Here is a 24194-nt window from a genome sequence, read left to right as displayed (position 1 = left end):
GCAAATAAGGGAAACTGAGTCCGTCAATTTTCCAAAATACGGAATCATCAGCAAATAAACAGAGGGAGGTCTTCTGAGTCGGTGAGAAAGTCAAAGAGGAGTCAATGCAGAGCTGCTTCAAAAGGCCTCCAAAGTTTGAAAAATTGAGACGGTGTTCAGGCAGGGAATGTTGCTGTAACATAGAGTTACGCACCTTTCTTGTTGGCATGGTTGGTCGCACTGCCATGATCCCTAACAAGTGAGGTGTTTTTGTCAATACAAGTAAATCTATTGTATTTTTCTTGCTCACTCAAGGGTCTAAGCCGTTTTTCTAGCTGCGAAAGTTGAGTAAGCTTTCTGTACCGCAATTGACAGGGGCCATTTTCCCCGAAATGTACAAATAGGGTACGGAATCGTAATGGTTCCCGTACCCTTTATGAATGTGAAACGATCATGCCGCGAACAGCTTTATTCAACAAATCGGCAGGTTAGTAAAATTAAAAGGGTGAGAAATATGAAAAAAGGATTTTTGGTTGGTGTTACGTTCATGCTGATGCTAACATCGGCTTGTGGAAAGGTTGAAACAACATCAACTCCCCAAGCTTCAAGTACTTCGAATCAAAGCGTAGGACATGTAGCTGTTCCCAAAGGCACTGCTGCTCCCCAAACAAACACTAGCAGTGAGCATGAATCTGAATCTGACGAGTCCATCATTCCAAAAAATACCGCTGAATATTGTGAAGATGTATGGACAAGTTTGGATAGCGAAACGGAAAAGTCTTTTTATGGAACCTGGAAAGTTGAGAAACTATTGGGATTTGCAAATTCCTACAATGATGCGTCTGAATATCCAACAGGGCAACAGATTATTGGTGATGAATTGATAATAAATGAAGACTTCTTTTCATCAATAGGACTTAAAAACTATAGCGATTATCAACATGAACTGAAAAACCCGTCATATAGGCTTGAATTTAAATGCTATAACTCCGACTCTTTTTATCGTTTATTTAAAACTGATCCCGATACTTTAAAGATAAATATAAATGATACAGTAAAATACATAGGGATAAATGACACTTCTACAAAGCTTGGCATACCTCTAAGTTTCTTTATGGTCAATCATGGTCGACTTATTTTGTTACTAGAGGCAACATCTTTTGAACTAAAAAAAGTCACGGATAAAACGAAATGAGGCAGTCTCACGCCTCCGCCTTCCCTGGATTCAACGCTTGTTTTGCTGCTGTTGCTTGGCCTAACCGGTTTGTGCCGATTACTCCCGCTATAATGAGCACGGAGCCAATCAGATGATACACCGTAATCTCTTCCCCCAAAAACATCGCTCCGGCTGCTACGGAGACAATCGTCGAGAGATTGCTGAATACGCTCATTTTCGACGCTTCCATTTTGGACAGGATGTAGTTGGAAGTCAGCGCTGTGACTAAGGAGGATACAATCCCCAAAAAAAGGATGGAAACAACAAAGGCGCCGCTGGTAAGCGGAGCGAACAAGCTGTCCATCGTTCCAGCCGCGGCATGTCTAGTAACCGACACCGTCAGAAAAGTGACAAACCCGACCCCCTGCATCAAATACGTCATTTCCGCAGGACTGAACTGCTTCGACAGGGAACGGGCCATTACGGTATAGCCCGCGAAGACAACACAAGTCAGCAGTAATAAGGAAATACCCAGCATATTGGACAAATCGATCCGGCTGCCTTTCATCACAAAGATAAACACCACGCCGAACACCGAAAGGAAAATGGACAGCTTTTGTAAGACGGTCGTTGTTTCCTTCAAAAATATAGACGCAACGATCATCGTTACCACCGGAGTGAATGCGTACAGAATGCCCCCTTCCGCCGAAGTGGCGTGCTGCAGCCCAAACGCCTGGAGCAGGAAAAACCCAAGCGGGTACATCACGGCGAGCAGCAGGATTTTATAGACCGGTTTCCCGCGGTAATTCAGCTTAATCCAGCCGAAAGCAACCGGTACGGACATCACCAACAACGGGGTGGCAAAACGGAAGGCCAGCGTGTCGAGCGGACTGGCGTAATCCAGCGCGAGTTTGGCAAACAAAAACGATAAACCAATGATTATCGCATTAAGTACGGCTAACAAATACGGGAGCCTTAAATGGTTAGAATGAATGACGGCCTCCTCCTCTCCTCTAACGGTGACGTGTTCGCGAACTTCTCAACCGTTACTATGAAGATAGGGCAAAAAGGCAGAGCGGACAACGCCATATTCACCTAACTGTATCGATACAGTTCCGACAGGAGTGCAGACAAGGGGGACCAGCGTGAAAAAGTACTTTTCCATTTTATCCGACATGGAAAATAAAATCCGGGACAAGCTTTACCCTCCGGGGCAAAAGCTGCCATCCGTCCGCAGTGCCGCAAAAGCTTACGGCTGCAGTATCAGCACGGTTACGCGGGCCTACGCGGAGCTGGAGAAACGCCATGTCATTTATTCGGTTCCGCAAAGCGGCTTTTATGTGGTTGAAAAACCAGGCAGCTGGCGCGACAGCAGAGACAGCAGCGTAATCAACTTCGCTTCGGTATTTCCGGATTTGGATGTATTTCCGTATTTAGACTTCCAGCATTGTTTAAACAAAGCGATTGACATCTATAAGTACGACTTGTTCACCTACGGTGATCCGCAGGGCTTGGAGTCTTTCCGCCATACCCTTGTGTCCCATTTGGCAGGTGATCAGGTGTTTGCCAAAGCGGAGCGGATCATTGTCACTTCAGGCGCCCAACAGGCTCTTCATGCGTTGGCGAAAATGCCTTTTCCTAGCGGCAACACAGCTATTTTGGTTGAACAGCCAACCTATGATCTGTACCAGCGATTTTTGGAGGCGGAAGGCATTCCCGTGTCTGGCATCGCCCGCACAGCGGAGGGTATAGATATAAGCGAATTGGAGCAGAGGTTTAGAAGCGGCAAAATCAAATTTTTTTACACCATGTCCCGGTATCATAATCCGCTTGGGACGTCTTACAGCGTGGAGGAACGGAAAACGATCGCCAGATTGGCCGCTAAATATGACGTGTATATCCTAGAAGATGATTATATGGCCGATTTGGGGATAGAGCGGCAGTTTGATCCGATTTTTGCCAGCGGCGACAGCTCGCACGTTATCTACGTAAAAAGCTTCTCCAAAATTATTTTTCCGGGTTTAAGGGTGGGCTGCATCGTTCTGCCGGAACGGCTGCTTGACACCTTTCTTGCTTACAAAAATCACTCCGACACCTCCCTCCTGTCCCAGGCGGCGCTCGAAATATACATCAAAAACGGGATGTTTGAGCGGCACAAACAAAAGATTGGAACCTTATACGCGTCCCGTATGCGCGCCTTGAAGGAGTCAGTGGACCGGTACAATGAACCGGGAGTGCTGGATGTGCCGGGAAACAGCTCGGGCATCTATACGCAGTTCAAACTGAAACCGGAAGTGAATATGGAACGTCTCATTCACCGGCTGGCGGAGCGGAAGATCAGCGTCGTGTCCGGAAAAGCTTTTTATTTGCCGGATTATCTGCAGCGGGAGAAGTTTCTGCGGATCAGCATTTCGCAAGCGCAATCCGAGCAAATTGACGAAGGCGTAAAAGGGATTGTGGAGGAAGTAAAACGGGCAAGCCGGTGGTAAGGGCTATACATGTAGCTGCCTAGTCGGAAGCTTATCCTAAGTAATAAGGGCTCCTCTAAGTGAGAAACCCTTATTACTTCTCAACTTGCTGCTTTACTTGCTTGTTAGGTTTGCCTCACGACAAATGAACCGTTAGATCAGGATATTTTTCTGATAAATTAGCGGCATAGTCCTCTATAACCTTGCTGTCAAAAGGGACTCTAAAAATTTCCTGATCCGGCAGGAACGTAATACTTGTTCCCGTTTCATTGGTTATGCCGACAGTCAGCAAATCCGATTGGGGAATTCCATGCCGGTAATCCTGCCGAAACACCTTGCCTTCTCTGCGAACTTCTATGGATAGCTTGGGACAAAGCGCATTCACGACGGCTATGCTGATGCCTTTTTCTTTTCCCGGCGCCACAAAAGAATCGCTGGTGCTGTTATGGCCGAGTTCCGTAAGAACGGCCTGTACGCTGGACTTTTCTGTGTTGGGAAGAACTTGAACGGGAATTCCGCGTCCGTTGTCGGATACTGTTATGCTCCCATCCTGGTGGAGAAAAATGCCCACTTCACTGCAAAAGCCGGCCCGATGCTCCAGGATCGAGTTTTCGATTACTGCCCAAAGAAGCTGGTGCGGATCACAGCCATCCTGCGTTGTATCCAAATAGGCACTGGCATTGTTCCTTGCTTCCGTCAATTCCATATAGTCGCTTGTGTCAAGCAAATCGGAGGCCGCAGCCAGCAGCAAAAGGAGGGGCAGTACCCGGTGGGAAGGGATGGTGTACCGCCCGCCTCTTTCCTCTTGAACAAGAAGATCCGCTCCAAGCAGCGCTTTGATGTGGTGGTACAACTGTCCGGTTGTCCCCATGTTTAAGCGTTCCACGATTTCCGCACCCGTCAGCGGCTCATTCAACACAGAACGAAGAATGTCCAAACGCTGCCTGTGACCAAGCGCCGTTAACACCTTGGCAGCTTTTTCACCATCCAGGTTTAACAGCTGACTCACCTGTCTTGCCTGAGGTTCCCACCGGTACCGCCATTGTTCCCCGCGATATTCCCCGGAATAATAAACACCTCCCTTGTTGAATTCATCTGTCAGATCATGCCTTAATTGATCAAGATGAGGCCCGTTTTTCCCAGATTTTTTATCGGCAGCAGTCTGGGATTGGGTTTCTTTTGCTGTACGGTCTGCTACGAGTTGATTGACAAGCTGCTGAAGATCTCCTAACTGCTTCGATAACTGGTCTAATTCTGCGCCAAAGTCTCTAGACACGGGTAATCAGTCTCCTTTGGAATGAATTATCTAAATACGTAGTTACGTAACTAAGTAAATAATAACACACAACCGTACAACAGTAAATATTTTCTATATCAAAATACAAAAAACAAAGTGCCTATTTACCGAAACAACACTCCTCTTCTCCCGTATAAATCCATACGACGGTTCCAAGACAACAACGGAAGGGTGACTCCATGATTAAAAGCTTGAGACCTGTAATGCTTTGGACAGCGGGTTTGCTGCTGGCAGTACTGCTTGGAGGCTGCGGCGGCAAAAACGAATATACAATCGGCCAGGCGGAAATCGTAGCCGAGCTGCTGCCAGATGGAGATTTGTATGTGGAAGAGCTTTATACTTACAGCGTGAAGGGAGAATACGACAGCTTCACCCGGTTTATGGACAACTTCGGAGACGCGAACATCGAGTTTTTTGAAGCCTACGCTCCGCCGCAGGACCGGGAGCTCGGAAATTTTGGTTACAAAGAGCTGGAACGCTACCCCGTCACCTCAAGCAAAAAAAGAGGCGAATACTACGCCAAAGTCAAAGCAAAAGATGAAACCAAACAGGTATACTACCGCTACCGCCTTGACCAGGAAGCCGTAAAATATTCTGACGGCGGCGAGCTGGACTGGATCGCGCTTCAAGAAAACGATGTGGACATACATAATGTAACGGTTACCTTATATACACGGCAGGAAGCCGGAGAACCACTGGCCGCCTACGCCTACGACCGCTCGGAAGGCTCCGTGATCGAGCAGACGAACCAGCGGGTCCGCTATAAAAATGATCTGCTGCGTGAAGGCGACCAAGTAAGGCTGAAAGCATTCCTTCCGGCAGAAATACTCCCGGATATGGAGAGTGCAGAAAGCCCGGCTCCGCTTAACGAGCGGCTGGCGCAAGAAAAAGCCCTTGTCCAAAGGTACATGGACAGGGAACGCCTGCTGGAGACGGGTCTTGAGCTGAGCCTCTGGCTGACCTATATAACAGCTGCGGTTGTGGTGTTTTATGCGCTGTCGCTGCGCCGGATCTTTGCCTGGCTGCGGGGCCGACCGATTGCTCCTGAGGAGCTGGAAGAGATGGACCCGGTTAGACTGGTTTATCTTTACCGGAAAGGAAAGCTGCGGCGTCCGGATGTGCTTGCCGGTGTGATGGCGCTGCGCCGCAAAGGGAAAATGGAGGTCTTGGCCCAGCCGTCGGACTCCCGCTTCCAGCAGGATCCGGCAGCTCCCAAGCGGTTTCCGCAGTTTGTCTGGAAAGGAGGCGCTTCCGGCATCCAACCGGCGGACCGGTATGTGCAGAAGTGGCTGTTCCGCCGCAAGGGCGTGCTGAACCTGAACCATATCGCCGGCCCCACCCGAACCGAACGCAGGCGGAACGCATCAACACGGCAGTACTTGAGCCGCTTGCGGATGTTTGAAAAAAGCCTTGCAAGGTGGCAGGAGCTGGTAGACGCTGATGCGGCCCAATCCATTACGTACAGCGAATACAAGCTAAAAAAAGGGATTTTTTCCGTCCTAACATTTACACATCTCGTATTGCTCGTCTATTTGTATTATGCCGACGCCGTATCGTGGACTTGGACCGCTATATTGGCAGCAGTGTTAGCAGGCGGCGCGGTGTTGGCTTCGGTTCGCAGCCGTCATAAAGGCTTTATCACGGCCTTTTTGATCTTTTGCTTTTTCGCAGGCGCTCAAATCGGCTCACCGCCTGTCGTTGATGCCTATTTGTATTTTGTGCTTCTGTCGCTTCTGCTTGTCGCCCTCCTGCCCGGCCGGGTGGCGGACAGCCATTCGGATGCTTACAGGAGCGCCATCAAGCGGTACCGCCGCAGGCTGGCAAATGGCGGAGACGACATAAAGGGCGATCCCGTCCGGCTGGAACGGAACATGGAAGCGGCGCTGGCGCTTGGCGTGGGACGGCGTTTTTTAAAACGAGTCAAGCGAAAAAAAGCGGAATCCCTGTTTTATTCGGCGTCTCCGCTGTTCGATCCCGAAATGCTGGCCGCAATCGACTATGCGTTTAACCGCTCCTGGAAAGGGGTTGCGGACAAATCGTCCTCCAGCTCATCCGGCAGCGGTGGCGGCGGAGACAGCGGATACGACAGCAGCGACTACGGCAGTGATGGCGGCGGGGACAGCGGAGGTGGAGACGGCGGCGGCGGTGGCGGGGATTAACCCGTTACGGCTCAGCCCGGACCTACACTTTGAACTCCGTAAAAAAGGAAGCGGCAGACCAAGGCTTGTCTCAAGCTCTTGATCTGCCGCTTTTTTTATTTTAATCCCGCCGGCTAATCCCGTCAGCATCCAGTTCTAGGACACTTTATTCTGAGGTGCCGCCCAAATGGTGCAGCATGAACTCCGCGGCCCGCCGGTTGTGCAGCTCTCCGACCTCGTGTCCGGAGAACGGATAATCACAGATTTGCTTCGTCGACCGGATGCGGTGATATGCCGCGTAAATCGTTTCAGGCATGCAGACGGTGTCCTTCCAGCCCACAGACATCAGGACAGGGGCCTCAATGCGGGGAGCCAGATTTACCATATCAAAGTAGGCCAAATTCTCCAATATGGCTTCCATCCGCTCGGGATACCGCTTGATGTAATCCGCGATTTCCGTCAGAGAACTCGTGGAATTCAGCACACCGAAGTCGAGCCGGCACATATTGGGAATATCCGCGACAATTGCCGCAACACGTTTGCTCAGCGCACCGGCCAGCAGGGACAGGCCCCCGCCTTGGCTTCCGCCGTTTACGGCGATTTTATTAGGATCGACGCCAGGCAGCAGCGCAGCCGTCTCCACGGCCCGCACCGCGTCAATGGCCAACGCCATGTAATAGCTGCGTTCCTTGTCCATGATTCCCTGCGTAATCCAGCCGCGCCGGACACCCGACTCCATCGGCAGCAGGTTGCCGGTCTCTCCGCCTTGTCCCCGGATATCAACCGCAAGGACCGAGTAACCCATGATCAGCAGCGGAGCGTACCGTTCCGGGAAGCCGCGGTCCCCAGTATACCCCTGGAACTTGACGATACATGGACGCGGTACATCCGATGAATCCGCCACGGCAGGCTGGATGTGCCAGCAGTGGATCGGCGTCTCGTCAAAGCCTTTGTAGGTTACTTGGGATACTTCCATCAGCGGGTATGGAGTGGCTTCCGGCGTTCGCGTAACATCCAGCGGCCGGTTGGCATGTTGGGCCAGCATCCGCTCCCAATAGGCGTTTACCGTTTCTTCGTCCAGTGTTGGGTCCGGACGGCAGTTCTCAAGTTCCCATTTGCGTGTTTCGATGGCATTCATTACAGTTTCTCCTTCTCTCATCCTTCGGTTTCGGCTCTGTGACGCCCTTCTGCCTGCTGCAGACGTCCAAGCCATACGTGTTCTATTATCCTACCACCGCCTCCAGATGTAAACGGAAACAGTTAGGTTCTGGAATTTCAGCGCGCGCAGGGTTGCTTCCTAGCCTCAACTTCCGCCCAATCACCACCCCATCTCCACCCCAGCGCGATAAAAAAAGAAGGGACACCCGCTCCCCGGCTGCCCCTTCTCTCCTGCTGTCTCTATCCAATCAACAGCGCATAAACCACGCCTGGACCATGCACGCCAATCGTCAAGTCGTTTTCAATATCCGCCGAACGGCTAGGCCCCGAAATAAAATGGATGCCCGCGGGCAGCTGCTCGCGCCCCATCCGGTCAAATTCACAGGTGATTTCGCCGAGGGTTGTCTTCAGCCGCTCCATTGGAATCAGCACAAACAGTACGGTCGGCAGCAGGCTGACCGCACGCCCTTTGTCCGGCGAAGACAGCACCGTTACCGAGCCGGTGTAAGCGGCGGCGTAATCGGCGGCTACAACGCCGAAGTCCGCTTCCGCCGCACGCGCCTTCCAGTCCGTGGCGGGATCGCTGTTCCAGACCGCCACGGACGAGCCGGGAAGCGCCGCCTCCAGCTCCAGCGCGTCAAGCTCCGGCTGGTTCTGGCGCAGCACGATTGTTGCGCCCATCTCCTCCGCTTTCCCGGCGATAAAGGCGCGCGCCGCCTCCCAGGACGGCAGCCGCTCGGCATGCCCGCCTACGCTGCGGAAATTCGCCAGAAAACGTTCGGCTCGCTCATCCAGCTCCCAGCGGAACGTTTCCCAAAATTCGGGCGCTCCGCGGAAAGGCTGCACCGGCGCCGCCGTCTGCCGCGGACGTCCCAGCCTGCCGGCAATCCCGTCCATAAAACGCTCCTGCTTCCGGAGCGCCGCCTCCCGCTTCATCTCCAGCCACTGCGTGTACTCGTCACTCATGACCTCGTCCTCCCGCTTCCCGTCGTTGCCGCAGGATCTTCTCCATCCGGCCGCGCACCGCATCGGGCATTTCCGGCGTCCTACCGGCAAGATCCCGCTGGAGACCGTCCCAGCGGTCGCGGAACGATTCCTTCGGAATCGCCGGCGTCACCCGGTAGCGGTTCCAGCCCTTCAGCGGCCCGATCCGGGCGCGGATTACGCCTTCGCGGACAAGCAGCTTCTGCCCCCACTTGCCGGCTTTAACGGCTTTGCTGAGCCGCCCGGCGTCGCCTGCGGCAGCCGCGAAGCCCCGCATGCCGAACTTCTCGCCGGCCGCCGTGTGTCCCCCTTCCACCTTGCGGCGGCGCAGGTAGACCAGCATGTCGTGCAGCGGGATTTTGACCGGACAAGCTTCATAGCAGGCGCCGCACAGGCTTGAAGCGTTGGCGATGTCGTCCCATTCGGCGACGTTAGAGTTCAGCGCCGGCGTAAGCACCGCCCCAATCGGCCCGCTGTAGGTGCCGCCGTACGCGTGTCCGCCGATGTGCCGGTATACCGGGCAGGCGTTCAGGCAGGCGCCGCAGCGGATGCAGTTCAGCAGCTCCTGAAACTCGGGATCGCCCAGCTGATTGGACCGTCCATTGTCGAGGATGATGATGTGCATTTCCTCCGGTCCGTCGCCGTCCGCCTCCCGCTTGGGTCCGGTAATGCCGGACATATACACGGTCAGCTTTTGGCCGGTCGCCGACCGGGGCAGCAGTGTCGCCATCACCTCCAGGTCCTCCCAGGACGGGATAATCCGCTCCATGCCCATCAGGGTGATCTGCGTTTTCGGCAGCGTCGTCACCATCCGGGCATTGCCTTCATTTTCAAACAGTACCATCGAGCCGGTCTCCGCAATGGCAAAATTGCAGCCGGTCATGCCGATATCCGCGTCCAGGAACTTTTCGCGCAGCCGCTTGCGGACAAATCCGGCCAGCACCGTCGTTTCGGCAGCCAGCGTTTCGCCCGCTTCCGCAGACAGCAGCTCGGCGATTTGATACCGGTTTTTGTGGATGGCCGGAATGATGATATGCGACGGCGTTTCGCCCGCCAGCTGGATGATATATTCGCCAAGGTCGCTTTCGACCGCTTCTATGCCGATAGATTCCAGCGCATGGTTCATGTGCAGCTCTTCGGACACCATGGACTTGGATTTCACAACGGATTTGGCCGCTTTGTGCTGCGCAATCTCCAGCGCGATGGCCACCGCTTCCGCCCCCGTATCGGCAAAATGCACATGCACGCCGTTTTTCCGGGCATTGTCCGCAAACAGGTTCAAATAATAATCGAGGTGGGCGATCGTATGCAGCCGGATCTGCCGGCCGCGCTCACGCCATTCGTCCCAGTTGCCGTGTTCTTCGGAAGCGCTCCGTTTGCCCGAGCGGAGCCGCTCGGTCGTATACCGGACGGCCTGCCGGAGAAAATCGTTGTTCAGCGCAAGATCCGCACGCTTCTTTACGGTGCCTAACGGTTTGGCTTTCGTCTGGCTCATCAGGCGCCCACTCCTTCCGCAAGCAGCTCCGCCAGATGCATCACGCGCACCGGCTCGCCGCGGAACCGCAGATTACCGGCAATATTCAGCAGGCAGGCCATGTCGAGTCCGACAAGCACCTCGGCTTCCGTCTCCAGCACGTGGTCGGCTTTTTCCGTAACCATGGCTCCCGAAATATCCGCCATCTTCACCGCAAATGTCCCGCCAAAACCGCAGCAGTCCTCCGCAAACGGCAGCGGCACAAACTCCAGCCCTTTGACGCGGCCAAGCAGCTGCATCGGCTCATCCTTGACGCCAAGCAGACGGCTGCCGTGGCAGGAGGGATGGTACGTCACTTTATGCGGAAACTCCGCTCCAATGTCGGTGACCCCCATCACATGAACAAGAAACTGGGTGAATTCATAGGTTTTGGCCTGAAGCGCTTCGGCTTTTGCTTTTAAAACCGGGTCGTCCTTAAACAGCTCCGGGTAATGATGAATCATATAAGTGCATGATCCGGAAGGCGAAACCACAAAATCGCTGCTCTCAAACGCTTCCACAATTGTCTTGGCGGTCTGTCTCGCCTCGTCCCAATAACCGCTGTTGTAAGCGGGCTGTCCGCAGCACGTCTGGACCGGGGGAAAATCCAGCTTCACCCCGTAACGCGCCAGCACCCGGACCATCGCATCGCCGACGCGCGGGAACATGACGTCGCTGAGGCAGGTTATAAACAAGGATACCTTCATGGCAGCCTCCTTCCGGCCTCAGGCAGCCGTTACACCACGGCGACCTCGAGGCCCAGTTGTTGCAGCTGCTGGCGGGTTTCGGCCGGCAACCGTTCATCGGTGATAATCATCTGGGTCTCCTCCAGCGAACCGACGCGGGCGAAGGACGGGGTGCCGAATTTGCTGGCGTCGGCCAGCAGATACACCTGATCCGACATCCGCAGCATCTGCTGTTTTACCCGTGCCTGGAGCTCGCTGGATTCGCTGATGCCCCGTTCATAATGAACTCCTTTGCAGGAGAGAAAGACTTTATCGACATAATAGTTTTCCAAAAAACGTTCCGCCGCCCCGCCCACATAAGACAGCGAGCGTTTCGCAAGCTGCCCTCCGGTGGAGATGACCTCAATCTGCTCTTTGCCGCTCAGCTCGGTCGCCACTTTGATCGAATTCGTCAGCACCGTCAGCGGAATATCCGGAAGAATTGCCGCCATATACCAAGCGGTGGTGCTGGCATCCAGCACGATTTTGTCCCAGGGCTGGACATGCCGCACTGCTTCGGCGGCGATCGCCCGTTTCTGCAGCGGGTGCAAAATCTCCCGTTCAACAAAAGGAATTTCCGGCTGCTGCTCCTTGATGCTCACCGCACCGCCGTGCGAACGCCGCAGCCGTCCCTCCCGCTCCAGCCGGTCCAGGTCCCTTCGGATCGTCTCCTCCGTGACTTTACAGAGCGCGCTGAGTTCCGTCACCCGCATGCTGCCTTTTTCATTAACCAGCTGGACGATTCGTTCATATCGCTCCGGTACCAGCATCGTTTGTTCCCGTCCTTTCTGCGCGTTTATGGCAGCGGCTACAGATAACCGGCCGCCGCCTTACAAACGCGGCATCGTTTACAGTCCAGTGTATCCGAAACTGAGGGCGGGTTCCAGCCTTCCCATACCAGGAAACAAGCGGGTGCGGATCAGCGGGTAAACGCCGCCGGAACGCCGCCGTCGACCGTCAGCATGCAGCCCGTCGTTTTTTCGGAACGGGAGGAGGCAAAAAACGCAATCGATTCGGCTACATCGCTCGGATAAATATTAACCAGCAGCGTTGTCCGTTTGCGGTAATACTCCTCCAGCTGGTCCGGCTCGATGCCGTAAGCGGCCGCACGCTCGTTGCGCCAGTTGGAGTTCCAGATCGCGGAGCCCTGCAGAATCGCATCCGGCAAAATCGAATTGACCCGGATGCCGTATTGGCCGCCCTCCGCCGCGATACAGCGGGCCAAATGCGCTTCAAGCGCTTTGACGGAGCTGTAGGCGCTGGCGTTTTTGCCGGCATACACGGAATTTTTGGAGCCGATAAACACCATGCTGCCCCCGATGCCCTGCGTCTGCATTTGCTTGAACGCTTCGCGGGCGACCAGGAAATACCCTGTGCCCAGCACGTTCATATTGAGGTTCCACTCTTTAAGCGACGTTTCTTCAAAAGGACTGGAGGTGGCCAGGCCCGCATTGTTGACGATAATATCCACGCCGCCGTAAGCCAGTGCTGCCTGCGCGTAGGCTTCGGCAACTTCTTCTTCCTTTGTGACGTCCATCTTCACCGCAAGCGCGCGGCCTTCCCCGTATTGGGCGTTCAGCTCGTCGGCTACCTTTTGCGCGCCCTCCAGATTCAGATCCGCCAGCACGACATGCGCGCCTTCGGCCGTCAATCTCCGGGCGGTCGCGCTGCCGATTCCGCCCGCGCCTCCGGTAATCAAAGCGATTTTGCGGGAGAACTCCGCTTCGGCGGGAGCCAGAGACAGCTTGTAAAGCTCAAGCGGCCAATATTCCACCGCATAGGATTCGCTTTCGCTCAAAGAAACGAATTTACCCAGCGCCGTCGCGCCGCGCATCACGGCAATCGCACGGTGGTACAGCGCGCCGCTGACCTTGCTCATCGCCAGGCTTTTTCCGGTATTGATCATGCCGACGCCCGGAATCAAAATCACGCGGGGAGCCGCCTCGAACATGACATCACCTTCACTGCGGTTGCGTTCAAAATACGCTTTATATTCTTCTTTATAAGCGGCAATACCGTCTGTCAGCGCCTGCTTCAGTCCTTCCAGATCGCTTGCTTCCGGCGTCCAGTCAACGAGCAGCGGGACGCGTTTTGTGTGCACCAGATGGTCCGGGCAGGCGGCCCCTACGCGGGAGAGCGCAGCTGCATCGCGGCTGCCTACAAATTGGAGCACGTCATCCGCATCGTCAAAAGAGAGAATCATCCGCTTTTCATCGCTGACCGCGCCCCGGATGGCCGGCATTACGGCGGCGGCAAGCCGGCGCCGTGTTTCTTCCGGCAGCGGCGCATAGTTTGTGCCGCCGAACAGCTCCGGCTCGTTTACGCGGGATTCGATAAACCGTTCCGCTTCGCTGATAATTTCAATCGTTTTGGCATAACATGCCTCTGAGGTGTCGCCCCAGGTCACCAGCCCGTGTTTCTCCATCAGCACCAGTTCGGCCTGCGGATTGTCTAAGACCGCCTTAGCGATCATGCGGGACAGCGTGAAGCCCGGACGGATGTAAGGCACCCAGACGAACCTGTCGCCAAAAATCTCCTTCGCCAGTTCCCGTCCGTTATCCGCGCAGCACAGGGAGATAATGCTGTCAGGGTGCGTGTGATCCACATGCGGAAAAGGCAGGAACGCATGCAGCAGCGTTTCGATCGAAGCGCGGGGATGTTTGGGGTCGATCATGCAGTTCGCCAGGTAAGCGGTCATGTCTTCATCCGGCATTTCCTCCCGTTCAAACAGCGGGGCGATGTCGTCCAGCCGGAGCCCTGTGAAATTAAGCGCTTTCATCGTCGCCAGGTCCGAGCCGCTGCCTTTGACGAACATCACCTGGACATCCCGTCCGCGAAAATCCTGGACCGTCGTCTTCACCGACGTATTGCCGCCGCCCCAGTTGCATACCCGCCGGTCGCTGCCGAGAAGATTGGAACGGTAGACCAGCTGGTCCAACTCGTTTTTCATTTCCGCCGCTTTCGCCGTATCCCACAAACTTTGCACCATTGTTTATTACCTCCGTTTGTATATTTTGTTTTGTTTTTGTTTTTCTTTGTTTATCTATGATTTTTATCATAACATCAGTTTGTATTTTTGAAAATACCTGATTTTTTTTGTTTGTTTTTGCTTTTCGATTCAGGATAGTTGGATATAACGCAAAAAAAACCGTAGTTTCAAGCATAGACGCTTGAAACTACGGCAATCTAAATGGGCTTACGCCAATGCTTGCAGATCCGGTTCGGTCACTCAGATCCGGTCACTCCGGTCTGGTCACTCCAGTCCGATCACTCCAGACCGGCCGAATCCAGCAGCTCCCCTCCGCCCGCATCACCACGGCCAGGTACAATGCAGCGGACGTCCAGCTTGCTTACTTCCCGCAGTGCGTTCTGCCACCCGCTGGAGTTCCCATCCGCTTGAGGGTGACACTGCCCGCTGACCACAAGGCTTCCGCCAAACAAAATCCGTTCCTGCGGCAGGAAAAGCACGGTATCGCTCTGTGTGCGGGCGGGACCAAACGCGGTCAGTTCCACCATCCGGGCTGTTCCATACAGCCGGAGCGTCCGTTCAAAAGTCACTGCCGGGAGCACTAGTGACGAGTTAAGCAGGAGCTGCTGCTGCTCCTCTACTTTTTTTATCCGGCCGAGCAATCCTTCCCGGGTCAAATCGTCGTCCACAAGCGCAAGTCTCCGCTCCAGCTTCTGCCGCTCGCCATGCAGGACGGCCAGCTTGCGTTTTTTGTCCGGTATAAGCTGCTCCAGGCGGTCACCCACTGATGAAGACAGCACCGGCTTGTATAAGTTTCCGTTTGCAGCCGCACCGCGAGCAAGCGCCCCGTGACTGATTACCGTTCCGATCACCGGTTTGCCGAAAAGCTCTCCTGCGGCATGCTGAGCTTCCTCAACAGCTCCCGGAAATCCGGCAAGGTCAAATGTGAGTACGCCGTCCCCTAAATCAATCAAACCCGCATTCACCGATGCTTCACTTTCTGTTTTGACCAAAAGCGCGTAAACGCCGTCCGTCAATTTGTGATATTCATAATATTTCGATTTTTTCATAAACACTGATCCGGGCTCCTTCTTAGCAATGCGGTTTTGCTTAAACGTTATGAATCCTATCATTTTAATCTATATTCAGCCCACTCTTGGTTCATCGGATCTTGAATAAATAAACTCCTGCCATCACCATTCTTTTCTTCGAATATCTCCAGGCCGCTTTCCGTTCCATCGTCTGCATCCGTCTTCTCAGTAGTCGAAACAAGCGAGTCACCGATTGAGACGTCTGTTCTGTAAAAATCGTATTTTGCCCCTTCAAAGTTAATCCAAGACACGGGGTCATCACCATTTGGCAAGTTATTCTTAGCTGAAGTTGAACAGCCCATTAAAAGAAGGAAAAGGAAAATAACAAACAAGATACTCCGGTTATTTTTCACTATTTACACCCCTGGTTTATTATGCCACAGGTTAGACCGCACCGGCGCGGCACGATAGGGGAATTTTCACGCTGCACGCTGATATCGGCAAGTTTATGGATGAGCTAATTCGCTTCCTGGCAGTTTAGCCCCCCTCCCCTCCGCCAAGATTCTTCAGCTGATCCAGCAGTCCGTTAATGTCCCCCGCCAGCTCCGGAATTTGGGACTGCTCCAGCCACTCGGGCTTCCACTCCCCACTCTGCAGCTGGGTCAAAAGAGAGTCCACCTGTGCCCCCAAATCACTGCTGTATTCGGTAAGGTTAGTGTGCAGGCTTTCCGCATAAGCCGGGGCGTCGGTGGCGGCAAACTGCTCGATGCTGTCCTTGATTCCATTCAGTTCATTCTCCAGCTGCGTTCTTGCTTCATCGCTCAGTACTGCATCCTGCGACAGCTCGGATAGCCTGCTGCCAAAGCTGCCGACTTCCTGAATGTACGACGTGGTATCATTGACGTAGTTCAGCGTCTGATCCACCGAATTCAGCGCCCCGCATCCCGTAAGCGACAAAGTGAACACCAATGCCGCCGCAATATAAGTACTGCCTTTTTTCATCTTCATCCTGAATCAGCCTCCTGTTAGATTAATGCAGTCAAACGTTAGGCCCTGATAAGCGGGCTGCTCGACCGGATGTTGCAGGCTGGGGTAATCCGCATAAAAAAACGGAGACCCCTTGTGAGGTCTCCGCCTGGCGGATACAAAAAAGAGACCTCACCAAATAAATTTGGTAAAGGTCTCGCCAGCAGCGTCTGCTGCCGGCAAAGCCGGGGAGCGGCCTGCTCCCGTATTGACGACTTTGCCTAAATTGGGCTACTCCCCTTTAACACTTATCCCCATTATACCCGAAACAGACGTGCTTGTAACAGCCTGCCAGCGCAGTTACCATACCATCGGCGTTTCGTCCCGCCAGACCACATATCGCAGCGTTTCCCGCAGCGTACCGGTTCCGATCGAATAGTCATCCATTTCCTGTGAGGTCAGGTCCAGTAAGTGCAGCATTCCCCCGTATGTACCAACAGCCAGAGTGCGGCGGTCCGCTGACACGGCCATTCCGGAAATCGTGCTGCCCAAAAAATGCCTCCATTCCGGCTCCCCGTCCTGCCTTACCCGTCTTAAGTAACCGTAGGCGTCGCCGAGAAGCACCCCGCCGTTCCAGGCGGCGGCCGCATAAACGCGGGCTTCGTCTTCGGCCACCGGCCAGTCCTCCTTCTGCTCCGCGCCCGGCAGGACGGCTTCCTCCAAGGTTATCCGCAGCGTCGAACCATTATAAAAATGGCAGGAATTAAACCAGGCTTCCCTGCCGTCCTCCGTAAACAAGCTGTAGTGCGGATAACTGGATAGGGGGTGAAACTCGTAAGCCTTCCCGGTCTCCAAATCCAGCAGATGATGATTGCTGCCTTGATTACCGAACGCGGCCCAACGTTCGTCGGGAGATACGGCGCCGTGCTGCATATCGATTCGGCTGTCTTCCATTTCCATCTCTTTCAAGTCCTCTACGGTTGGGTGCAGCAGCTCGGCCCGTTCGGGTTCCACCCGGTAAACGCCCCATGCGCCAATCAGCAGCAGCGTTTCGCTCCCCGCCAGCGGAATCACCTGGTCGACTGCATATACAGGATGCTCCGCGTTCCCCAGTGTTTTTATCCCTTCGGCGGCAGCGCGTATCCGCTCTTGAATGGCGTCCCAGGACCAGCGGAAGCGTTCCTTGCCTTCAAGACGTTCATTCAAGCTTTCCGTTACGCGAATTCCAGTCTCGTCCACCAGCGCATACACGCCGCCTCCAGGCGAGACGCCAATCATCCGGACGGACGGGTAAGACTCGATGCCTTCCGGTCCAGCAACATGCACACAGCCATCTTCGTACGCAGAACCGGACGTAAACGCAACGGTGCGGTTATCCAAAAATACGATTTCGCGGATCGCCTGAATCTTTTTTTCAAACGCTCCGGTTAAGGGCCATGTTGCCGGAGGAAGCTCTTCTCTGAGCCGTGCGGTTTCACCCGCAGCATTGGCTTCCCGGATCATTTGCACAACTTGATCCGCTGCTGTATTTCTGGTGTCCCCTTTGGGTTCCGGCATTTCCACGGTCCAACCGGTTTCCATTCCTTTGCGCACATATTCGTTAATTTCCTGTGCGTATCGTTTTCCTTCCTTACGCCAGAAGGCTGCCGTTTCCGCGTCCAGCCAAGTCATTTTTTCACTCCTCCTCATGTTTCCCCGGTTCCTCTTATCGGCCCGCAGCCCATTTTAGCCGCAACATCCATTATGAGATTTGCTGCTTAAAACAGCTTATAGCGCTTAAACCGCTTATAGGCTGAACAAAAAATGCAGTGAACCTTCTCCGCCCTTGCGGCATGACTGATCAATGTTCAAACGAATCCGATCCGCTGGAGTTCTTCCAGCGCTTCCGCCGAATCGCGCTGCGGATTCAGTTCTTTGATGAGCGCCTCCGTTACCGCTTCGCCCGCATAGATGCGTGCAACCGCCTCAAGCGGAATTGGCCGCTCTGCTTCGTCAAAATAGGTCTGCGCCCAATCCGCGTATATCTCCGGCGTTTCGGCTAAAAAGCCAAGCAAAAAGGAAGCGCCCCCGGCAGCATCCGCTTCATTCTCCAGGCTGTCCAGCTCCCTTAGTAGACCCGTTTCCCATAACGAAGCTTCAGGGAGCCGCCATAAACAAAACGTCGTCTCTTCTTCGTCCCATTCCCCGGCTTCCATGCAGCTGCGCAGAGCTGCAGGCAGCCCGTCATACATGCCCGGCCATAACCCGTATTCTTCCCGGGCATGCGGACTAAGCGGGGATTCGTGGTCGAATCCGCGGATTAGCGTTCCGGCTTCCGCAAAAATCACATGCAGCTGATCGCCCGCTCCGTTGTCGACGGTGCCAAGCGCCGCCCCTTTTGTCCACTCGGGATCGTACCGGTGAACCCGCAGCCAATCCTCCTCGCATAAAATGATATCCAAACCGGCAAGCACCTTCATTCTCCGTTCCAGCTCTGCCGGTTCCGGTACGGATGTATACTGCCACAACGCCATTGCGCATCTCTCCTGTGTTGGTCTGATTCCGCCGCCGCACACTAATCGGCCTTATTCAATGTTATATTCTACCTGCGAGCTATACAGCTGCAATGAATACGTGAACGTTACATTTACGAACGTACGATTCCCATCCGGCGGGCTTCGTTCAGCCATTTCGGGTATTCATCGAACAGCCGGTCGTAAAGCTCTTCGTCGCTAACCCGGTCCATATCGTCTAGCGCAAAAAAATCGGCATTATCCAAAACGCGTCCTCTTAGATCATCAAGCTGCCGCAAAACGCCGTAATCGGCGTTTCCGATCCCGACGAACTGCCAGAACAAATTGCTGCCTGAACTGTCCACCAGCAGTTTGGAGATCTTTTTCGTCTCGTAAATGCCCCCGTCACTGAAAAAGATAATATACGTAGGCAGCGCCGACGGCGACTCCTTCGTGTACTTCTTGATGACGTCCGCCATCACCACCGGCTCGTTGTTCCCAACGCCCAGCCCGCCGAACATTTTGGGACCCGGATAGGTGCGCTTGACATAGTCTTCGTATTGATGCTCGTTTACGCTGGGCGCCCGTTTGCTTTTTGTGGCAAAAAACCAGACATCCATCACCCCGTCGTCATCCAGACAGGCGGCAACGGCCAGCACCCGTTCAAAAGCACGCTGCACCACGCCTTTGTTGTACAGCATGCTCATGGACCCGGACGCGTCAAAAACAACGGCTACACGCGCCTTTTCGTGCTCAATGTTCTTTTTCCGCAGCGAAATTGCCACCTTTGATTTGAGCAGATCAATTTTCGTCAGGTTCAGCTTGGGCGGCTGCGGGTCCTGCCCGGCACCGCTTCCGGCAGGTCCACCTGCCAGCGGCGCTGCGGACGATGCTCCGTTGGGACCGCCCGCCTGCGCTGGCGGAACATTGGCCTGCATCGGCGTGTAACCCCCGGCCGGGGAGCCGCCGGCAACGCTGCCGCTAGCTAAGCTGCCGCCAACCGGGTCTTCTCCTGCAGATGGCCGAGTGCCACCGGCAAATTGGCCGGTGTCTCCAGCCGGCTGCTGGCCGGTTGCTCCCGCTGTTGCAGACCCCGTATCCGCTACTGGCGGGACAGACGGTGAACTTGCAGCTCCGTCAGACGCTTCGTCCTCCGAATCTTCCACTTCGACGCCGTGCGCCTCTGCAAGCGGTTTTAATCCGCCGTGGAAACCTCTGCCGATAGCCCGCAGCTTATAATCTTCTTTATGCTTATACAGCTCTGCCAGCACAAGCGAGGTTTCGGCTCCGCCGTCCTTGACCTCGTAGACGACTTCGCTGCCTCCTGCGGCGGCGGTAACCTTGCAGCCGGATACGCCGGCGAATGAGCCGGGCCCGTCCAGCGTTGCGGCGAACACGCAGCGCTCTATCCCCGCTGTGCTCAAATCCGCCAGCCGGATTTCAAAAACAGCGCGGTTTGCGCCCTCCTGCCTGAACTGTACGCTGCGGAGCGGATCGGCCGGCTGGTTATAAAATACAAAATAGTCGTCCGACGGCACCTTGCCGTCTCCCCCGACCATAAAACAGCTGACATCGAGCTCAGCTGGCGCATGCTCCCAGGTCACGGTTACAAACGCGGACTGCGCTCCTTTGGCCAGCGGGGCGTTGGCGCCTGCCACTAACCGAACAGTTGATTGGTCCACAAACTCATCCTCCCGCCTTATTCAATTGTCAATCTATGTATATCCATCTCTGCAAAAAAAGACGGACACCTCAATCGGACGGTGTCCGTCTCCCGCTGCAATACAATGATAGCAAAGCGGCAATGTGAGCCGCTTATGCGCTTACTTAAGCCTCCTCCGAACCCTCGGCAGCTTCTTCCGCACCGGCATCCGCGTCATCCGCGGCTTCCGAAACTACCGGCGGCGCAATCTTGACCACCAGCGTCTCCGGATCGTTCAAAATCTCCCAGCCCTGCTTCGGCTGCAGATCCGAAACGAGCAGCTGATCCCCGATTTCGAGGCCGCTGATATCCACCTCAAGCGTCGGCTCCAGCTTATCCGGCATCGTCCGGATATCCAGCTCGTACAGCTCTGTTTGGAGCACGCCGCCGCTGCGTACACCGGCAGCGTCGCCTGCAAAGCTCAGCGTCACCTTGGTATCAATCTCAGCTTTCATATCAATTTGTAAAAAGTCCACATGCAGCAGCGCCCGGCTGAGCGGCTGACGCTGTACTTCCTGAATCATGACATGCTTCGTCCCGGCGCCCGGCAGATCCGCCTTCAAAATGGCGTGCGGATTGTAGCTGAGAATCCGGTCGATTGTTTTTGCTTCGGCCTTTAAGGAAATGGAACTCAAACCCGCGCCATAGACAACCGCCGGTACGTATCCCTGTTTACGCTGAGACGACGTGGAGCCGGATCTTTCGGTCAATTGCACTGTTTCATTCATTGCCTATCCCTCCTAAGCAGTAGATGAATATCCAACCGATTAGATATGTATTTCTAATCAGTCTCTTATTAACCATATTAGCCTCTATTGGAACCACAGTCAAAAATGGTAGACTTCCCCGTTTCCGGACTCCCTTTCCACAGAAATCTCCGTCTCCCGGATCAGCAAACCGCATAACGGCAGCATTCAAAGGCATGAAGCCTATCCGGCTGTCAGCCCAGCTCCACCTTTTGCCGGTATACATTCAAAGAGCGGTCCCGCTCCTGTTCCAGGCGTTTGCGGCGTAAATCCAGCTTGCCGACAATTTCCAGAACCTGCTCGCTGCGCCGCTTCACTTCCTGCAGCGTATCGGCGATTTTGCCCTGCACCATCCAGTCCGTAATGAAGTTATCGAAAAAATAATCCGTAAACCGCAAAAACCGTTTGGCGTCCATTCCCTGCTCCAGCGCGCCGCCGACATCCGCCAGCTCCCGGCTGAACGTGGCCATGCTGCGCTCCGCCTGATGAATGTAATCAGCGGCTTCGTCAATATGCCCGCGTTTGATATGCGTCGAAATCATTCCGCCGCCGAGCATATCGTAGGTGCCCCAGCTTTTGGCCGACTGCAGCTTCGCTTCCGCCTGACGCAGATGGGACGCGACGGTTTCCCCCGCCAACTGGGCTTCATCCAGCTCCTTAATTTGTCCGTTCAGCTCTGCAATGGTCCCGGCCAGCTCGCGCAGCTCCGCATCTTCTTCCAGCAGCGCGTGTTCCTTCTCGCGGTACAGACGCTCATACTCGTATTTCCAGGAGGCCAGTTCCTGGAGATCCGCCTCTGCCCGCCCAAGCTGCTCCTTAACGCCGGCCAATTCGGCAATGACGCCGTCGTACCGCAGCTTTGCTTCCAGCACTTCCACCTGCTCCGCTTCCAGGCGTTCTTCTTTTTGACCGGTCAGGCTGTAAAACAGGGACGCAAACGACACGCCCTTCAGCCTGTCCACGTCCTTCTGCTCCCGTTCAAGCCGCTGCCGCCAGCGCTCCGCCTCCGCTTCCAGACGGGTTTGCTCCTCAAGCAGCTCCGCGCGCCTCACTTCATATTTGCGGTGCAGCCGTCCCTGCTCTTTCAGCTCCGCCAGCCGTTCATTCCATTGCCGGATCGACTCATTCATCCCTGCTCATCCTTTCTCTAACGCTGTCCAAGCTAATGTTGTCCTTGATCATTGTAACGTTGTAAACCGTTTGAGGTTTCATGAAACGTTACTTGCAAAGCGGTGCTCCAAACCGTCCAGAGTTGGTGCAGTAGTCGTCTGCGGAGAACGAGCGGAGCGAGATCTGAAGGAAATTCAGTTGCACGCCCAGAGGAAACTGCCGGCTGGACGGCGGCAAAGGTTCGCTTTTTCCGGTGCAGGATAGTAAAATGTGGGTACTACGAACAGATGGAGTGATGACAATGGTGACGATCAAAGAAGGAGAAGGCAAATTATACATCCCGGGCGATGAAGACGGGAAAAACCTGGGCGAAATTACTTTTTATCAGCCGGCCGATGAACCCGGCACATTGGTGGTTGACCATACCCGGGTATCCGAAGCGCTGCGCGGCCAAGGAGCCGGCGAGAAGCTGGTGCGCGCCGTCGTCGATAAGGCCAGAGAAGAAGGGCTACACATTATTCCGGAATGCTCGTACGCCGCGCATCAGTTTGCAAAGCACCCGGAGTACAGCGATGTGTTAAAGCAGGATTCATAAAATAAGATCAGGACGCGTGGAGGGTTCCAGGCGTGAAAGCGGCGTTTTACGCAGTGTCAAGGCTAAGGGCTGCCTTGGCGTGACCGCGTACCGGAAATGGAGCGTAAAGACGGATGAAAGATTGGACGGAAATTGAGGAGCTGCAGCGGTATTGCGAGCAGTATGAAGGCATTACGCTGAAGCTGAATTGGGATATGCTTCGCTCGGAAGATGCCTGGTGGGCAACGCATCAGGAAGACGGACTCACTGCCGGGTTTATCGGCGTGTACGGGTTTGGGCCGCAGGCGGAAGTATGCGGGATGGTGCGGCCGGGGTACAGACGGCGGGGAATTTTTACATCGCTGTGGACACAAGCGCTGGTTCGTATCCGCGAAGCCGGCCACCGGGAGGTGCTGCTGAATACGCCGGCGAACTCGGCATCGGGCCAGGCGCTGCTGCAGCGGATGAACTGCGAGTTTCAGCATTCGGAATATCAGATGAAGTGGAACGGGCAGCAGCTGCCTGGCGCGGATGCGGATACAATTCCTTCGGGACGGGTGAACCTGCGTCCGGCACTGCCGGAAGAAGCCGGCGTTATGGTCCGGATGGACGCTGAAGGCTTCGGGATGGAACCCGAAGAAGCTTCCGAGATGTATGACCGCCTGATCCGCAAACAGGATGAATACATCATGATTGAACTGAACGGCGATCCTGTCGGCAAGCTGCGGTTGTGGACGGACGAAGGCGATACTTGGATTTACGGTTTTACTGTCATGCCCGAAGGCCGGGGCAAAGGTATCGGACGGAGCGCCCTGCTCCAGACGATTGACCGGGAACGGCGTCTCGGCAACGGAGTCTGCCTGGAGGTGGCGCTTGATAATCCGCAGGCGCTGAAGCTGTATCAATCCTGCGGATTTGAAACGACCGGACAGCAGGATTATTTCCGGTATAACGGATAACACTTCACTACTAAGCATACGCAAAAACAGCCTAAGAACCCGGATGGACTTGTTCCGGTTCTTGGGCTGTTTTTTTAGGGAGGCGCTGTATTGAGCGGCAGCCGCCTCTTATTGAAATCCGGCTTCACCTGCTTTCCCGCCCTGCAGCTGCCCGCCTTTCTGACAGCTGTAAGCGGCTGGCGGCCACTTGCAGATACTGGCTGTGCACGGCAAGCGGTTGGCGGCAAT

At 54.7% G+C, this 24194-nt stretch carries 22 protein-coding genes; 5 read left to right on the top strand and 17 right to left on the bottom strand.

What is annotated here, in order from left to right; genetic code table 11:
- A partial coding sequence (locus ACE6ED_RS21225; RefSeq protein WP_410829414.1) for a hypothetical protein occupies positions 1-181 on the bottom strand: 181 nt, incomplete at its 3' end.
- Between the two features lie 312 nt (positions 182-493).
- Between ACE6ED_RS21225 and ACE6ED_RS21220 the strand changes: the two genes are divergently transcribed.
- Positions 494-1174 (top strand): hypothetical protein, encoded by a 681-nt coding sequence (locus ACE6ED_RS21220; protein WP_410829413.1) that lies wholly within the window; start codon positions 494-496, stop codon positions 1172-1174.
- A gap of 7 nt (positions 1175-1181) precedes the next feature.
- On the opposite strand, the gene ACE6ED_RS21215 is transcribed toward ACE6ED_RS21220, so the two are convergent.
- Positions 1182-2129 carry a DMT family transporter gene (locus tag ACE6ED_RS21215; protein WP_410829416.1) on the bottom strand — a complete coding sequence of 316 codons (948 nt, stop codon included), beginning with the start codon at positions 2127-2129 and terminating at the stop codon, positions 1182-1184.
- 151 nt (positions 2130-2280) lie between these two features.
- On the opposite strand from ACE6ED_RS21215, the gene ACE6ED_RS21210 reads away from it, so the two are divergent.
- Positions 2281-3624: an aminotransferase-like domain-containing protein gene (locus tag ACE6ED_RS21210; protein ID WP_410829412.1), complete on the top strand. Its 1344-nt coding sequence runs from the start codon at positions 2281-2283 to the stop codon at positions 3622-3624.
- 115 nt (positions 3625-3739) lie between these two features.
- On the opposite strand, the gene ACE6ED_RS21205 is transcribed toward ACE6ED_RS21210, so the two are convergent.
- Positions 3740-4879, bottom strand: a complete 1140-nt coding sequence (locus ACE6ED_RS21205) for an ATP-binding protein (RefSeq protein ID WP_410829411.1) — start codon at positions 4877-4879, stop codon at positions 3740-3742.
- A gap of 200 nt (positions 4880-5079) precedes the next feature.
- On the opposite strand from ACE6ED_RS21205, the gene ACE6ED_RS21200 reads away from it, so the two are divergent.
- Positions 5080-7059 carry a DUF2207 domain-containing protein gene (locus tag ACE6ED_RS21200; protein ID WP_410829410.1) on the top strand — a complete coding sequence of 660 codons (1980 nt, stop codon included), beginning with the start codon at positions 5080-5082 and terminating at the stop codon, positions 7057-7059.
- Positions 7060-7204: 145 nt separating this feature from the next.
- Here ACE6ED_RS21200 and ACE6ED_RS21195 read toward each other — a convergent pair whose 3' ends face one another.
- The 14 genes from ACE6ED_RS21195 to ACE6ED_RS21130 all read right to left on the bottom strand — a co-directional run bounded on the left by ACE6ED_RS21195 (position 7205) and on the right by ACE6ED_RS21130 (position 22453).
- On the bottom strand, positions 7205-8176 hold the full coding sequence (locus ACE6ED_RS21195) for an acetylxylan esterase (protein ID WP_410829409.1): 972 nt from the start codon (positions 8174-8176) through the stop codon (positions 7205-7207).
- Positions 8177-8436: 260 nt separating this feature from the next.
- Positions 8437-9162 carry a LutC/YkgG family protein gene (locus tag ACE6ED_RS21190; protein ID WP_410829408.1) on the bottom strand — a complete coding sequence of 242 codons (726 nt, stop codon included), beginning with the start codon at positions 9160-9162 and terminating at the stop codon, positions 8437-8439.
- Positions 9155-10675 carry a LutB/LldF family L-lactate oxidation iron-sulfur protein gene (locus tag ACE6ED_RS21185; RefSeq protein WP_410829407.1) on the bottom strand — a complete coding sequence of 507 codons (1521 nt, stop codon included), beginning with the start codon at positions 10673-10675 and terminating at the stop codon, positions 9155-9157. The genes ACE6ED_RS21190 and ACE6ED_RS21185 overlap by 8 nt, the downstream gene beginning before the upstream one ends.
- A complete protein-coding gene (locus ACE6ED_RS21180; protein ID WP_410829406.1) occupies positions 10675-11400 on the bottom strand; it encodes a (Fe-S)-binding protein in 726 nt (241 codons plus the stop codon). Before ACE6ED_RS21180 ends, ACE6ED_RS21185 begins: the two co-directional genes overlap by 1 nt.
- A gap of 29 nt (positions 11401-11429) precedes the next feature.
- Positions 11430-12188 carry a DeoR/GlpR family DNA-binding transcription regulator gene (locus tag ACE6ED_RS21175; RefSeq protein ID WP_410829405.1) on the bottom strand — a complete coding sequence of 253 codons (759 nt, stop codon included), beginning with the start codon at positions 12186-12188 and terminating at the stop codon, positions 11430-11432.
- A 149-nt stretch (positions 12189-12337) separates the two neighbouring features.
- On the bottom strand, positions 12338-14407 hold the full coding sequence (locus ACE6ED_RS21170; RefSeq protein ID WP_410829404.1) for a bifunctional aldolase/short-chain dehydrogenase: 2070 nt from the start codon (positions 14405-14407) through the stop codon (positions 12338-12340).
- A 278-nt stretch (positions 14408-14685) separates the two neighbouring features.
- Complete coding sequence (locus ACE6ED_RS21165; protein ID WP_410829403.1) at positions 14686-15456, bottom strand: MBL fold metallo-hydrolase; 771 nt, start codon at positions 15454-15456, stop codon at positions 14686-14688.
- Between the two features lie 59 nt (positions 15457-15515).
- On the bottom strand, positions 15516-15830 hold the full coding sequence (locus tag ACE6ED_RS21160; RefSeq protein ID WP_410829402.1) for a hypothetical protein: 315 nt from the start codon (positions 15828-15830) through the stop codon (positions 15516-15518).
- Positions 15831-15954: 124 nt separating this feature from the next.
- Positions 15955-16425, bottom strand: a complete 471-nt coding sequence (locus tag ACE6ED_RS21155) for a DUF6376 family protein (RefSeq protein ID WP_410829401.1) — start codon at positions 16423-16425, stop codon at positions 15955-15957.
- Positions 16426-16743: 318 nt separating this feature from the next.
- Complete coding sequence (locus tag ACE6ED_RS21150) at positions 16744-18054, bottom strand: WD40 repeat domain-containing protein (RefSeq protein ID WP_410829400.1); 1311 nt, start codon at positions 18052-18054, stop codon at positions 16744-16746.
- A 176-nt stretch (positions 18055-18230) separates the two neighbouring features.
- Positions 18231-18896 (bottom strand): hypothetical protein, encoded by a 666-nt coding sequence (locus ACE6ED_RS21145; RefSeq protein ID WP_410829399.1) that lies wholly within the window; start codon positions 18894-18896, stop codon positions 18231-18233.
- Between the two features lie 113 nt (positions 18897-19009).
- A complete protein-coding gene (locus ACE6ED_RS21140; RefSeq protein WP_410829398.1) occupies positions 19010-20557 on the bottom strand; it encodes a vWA domain-containing protein in 1548 nt (515 codons plus the stop codon).
- A gap of 145 nt (positions 20558-20702) precedes the next feature.
- Positions 20703-21305, bottom strand: a complete 603-nt coding sequence (locus tag ACE6ED_RS21135; RefSeq protein WP_410829397.1) for a 50S ribosomal protein L25 — start codon at positions 21303-21305, stop codon at positions 20703-20705.
- Between the two features lie 212 nt (positions 21306-21517).
- Positions 21518-22453 carry a hypothetical protein gene (locus ACE6ED_RS21130; RefSeq protein ID WP_410829396.1) on the bottom strand — a complete coding sequence of 312 codons (936 nt, stop codon included), beginning with the start codon at positions 22451-22453 and terminating at the stop codon, positions 21518-21520.
- A 248-nt stretch (positions 22454-22701) separates the two neighbouring features.
- Here ACE6ED_RS21130 and ACE6ED_RS21125 point away from each other — a divergent pair, with 248 nt between their 5' ends.
- Positions 22702-23028 carry a GNAT family N-acetyltransferase gene (locus tag ACE6ED_RS21125; protein ID WP_410829395.1) on the top strand — a complete coding sequence of 109 codons (327 nt, stop codon included), beginning with the start codon at positions 22702-22704 and terminating at the stop codon, positions 23026-23028.
- Between the two features lie 113 nt (positions 23029-23141).
- Entirely contained in the window at positions 23142-23966 is an 825-nt protein-coding gene (locus tag ACE6ED_RS21120; RefSeq protein ID WP_410829394.1) for a GNAT family N-acetyltransferase, read from the top strand.
- Positions 23967-24194 lie beyond the last annotated feature (228 nt).

The organism is Paenibacillus nanchangensis, assembly GCF_046543445.1.
GTDB lineage: Bacteria > Bacillota > Bacilli > Paenibacillales > Paenibacillaceae > Paenibacillus_AQ > Paenibacillus_AQ nanchangensis.
The sequence above is the reverse complement of the archived record's forward strand: the minus strand, read 5'-3'. Positions and strand labels throughout refer to the sequence as shown.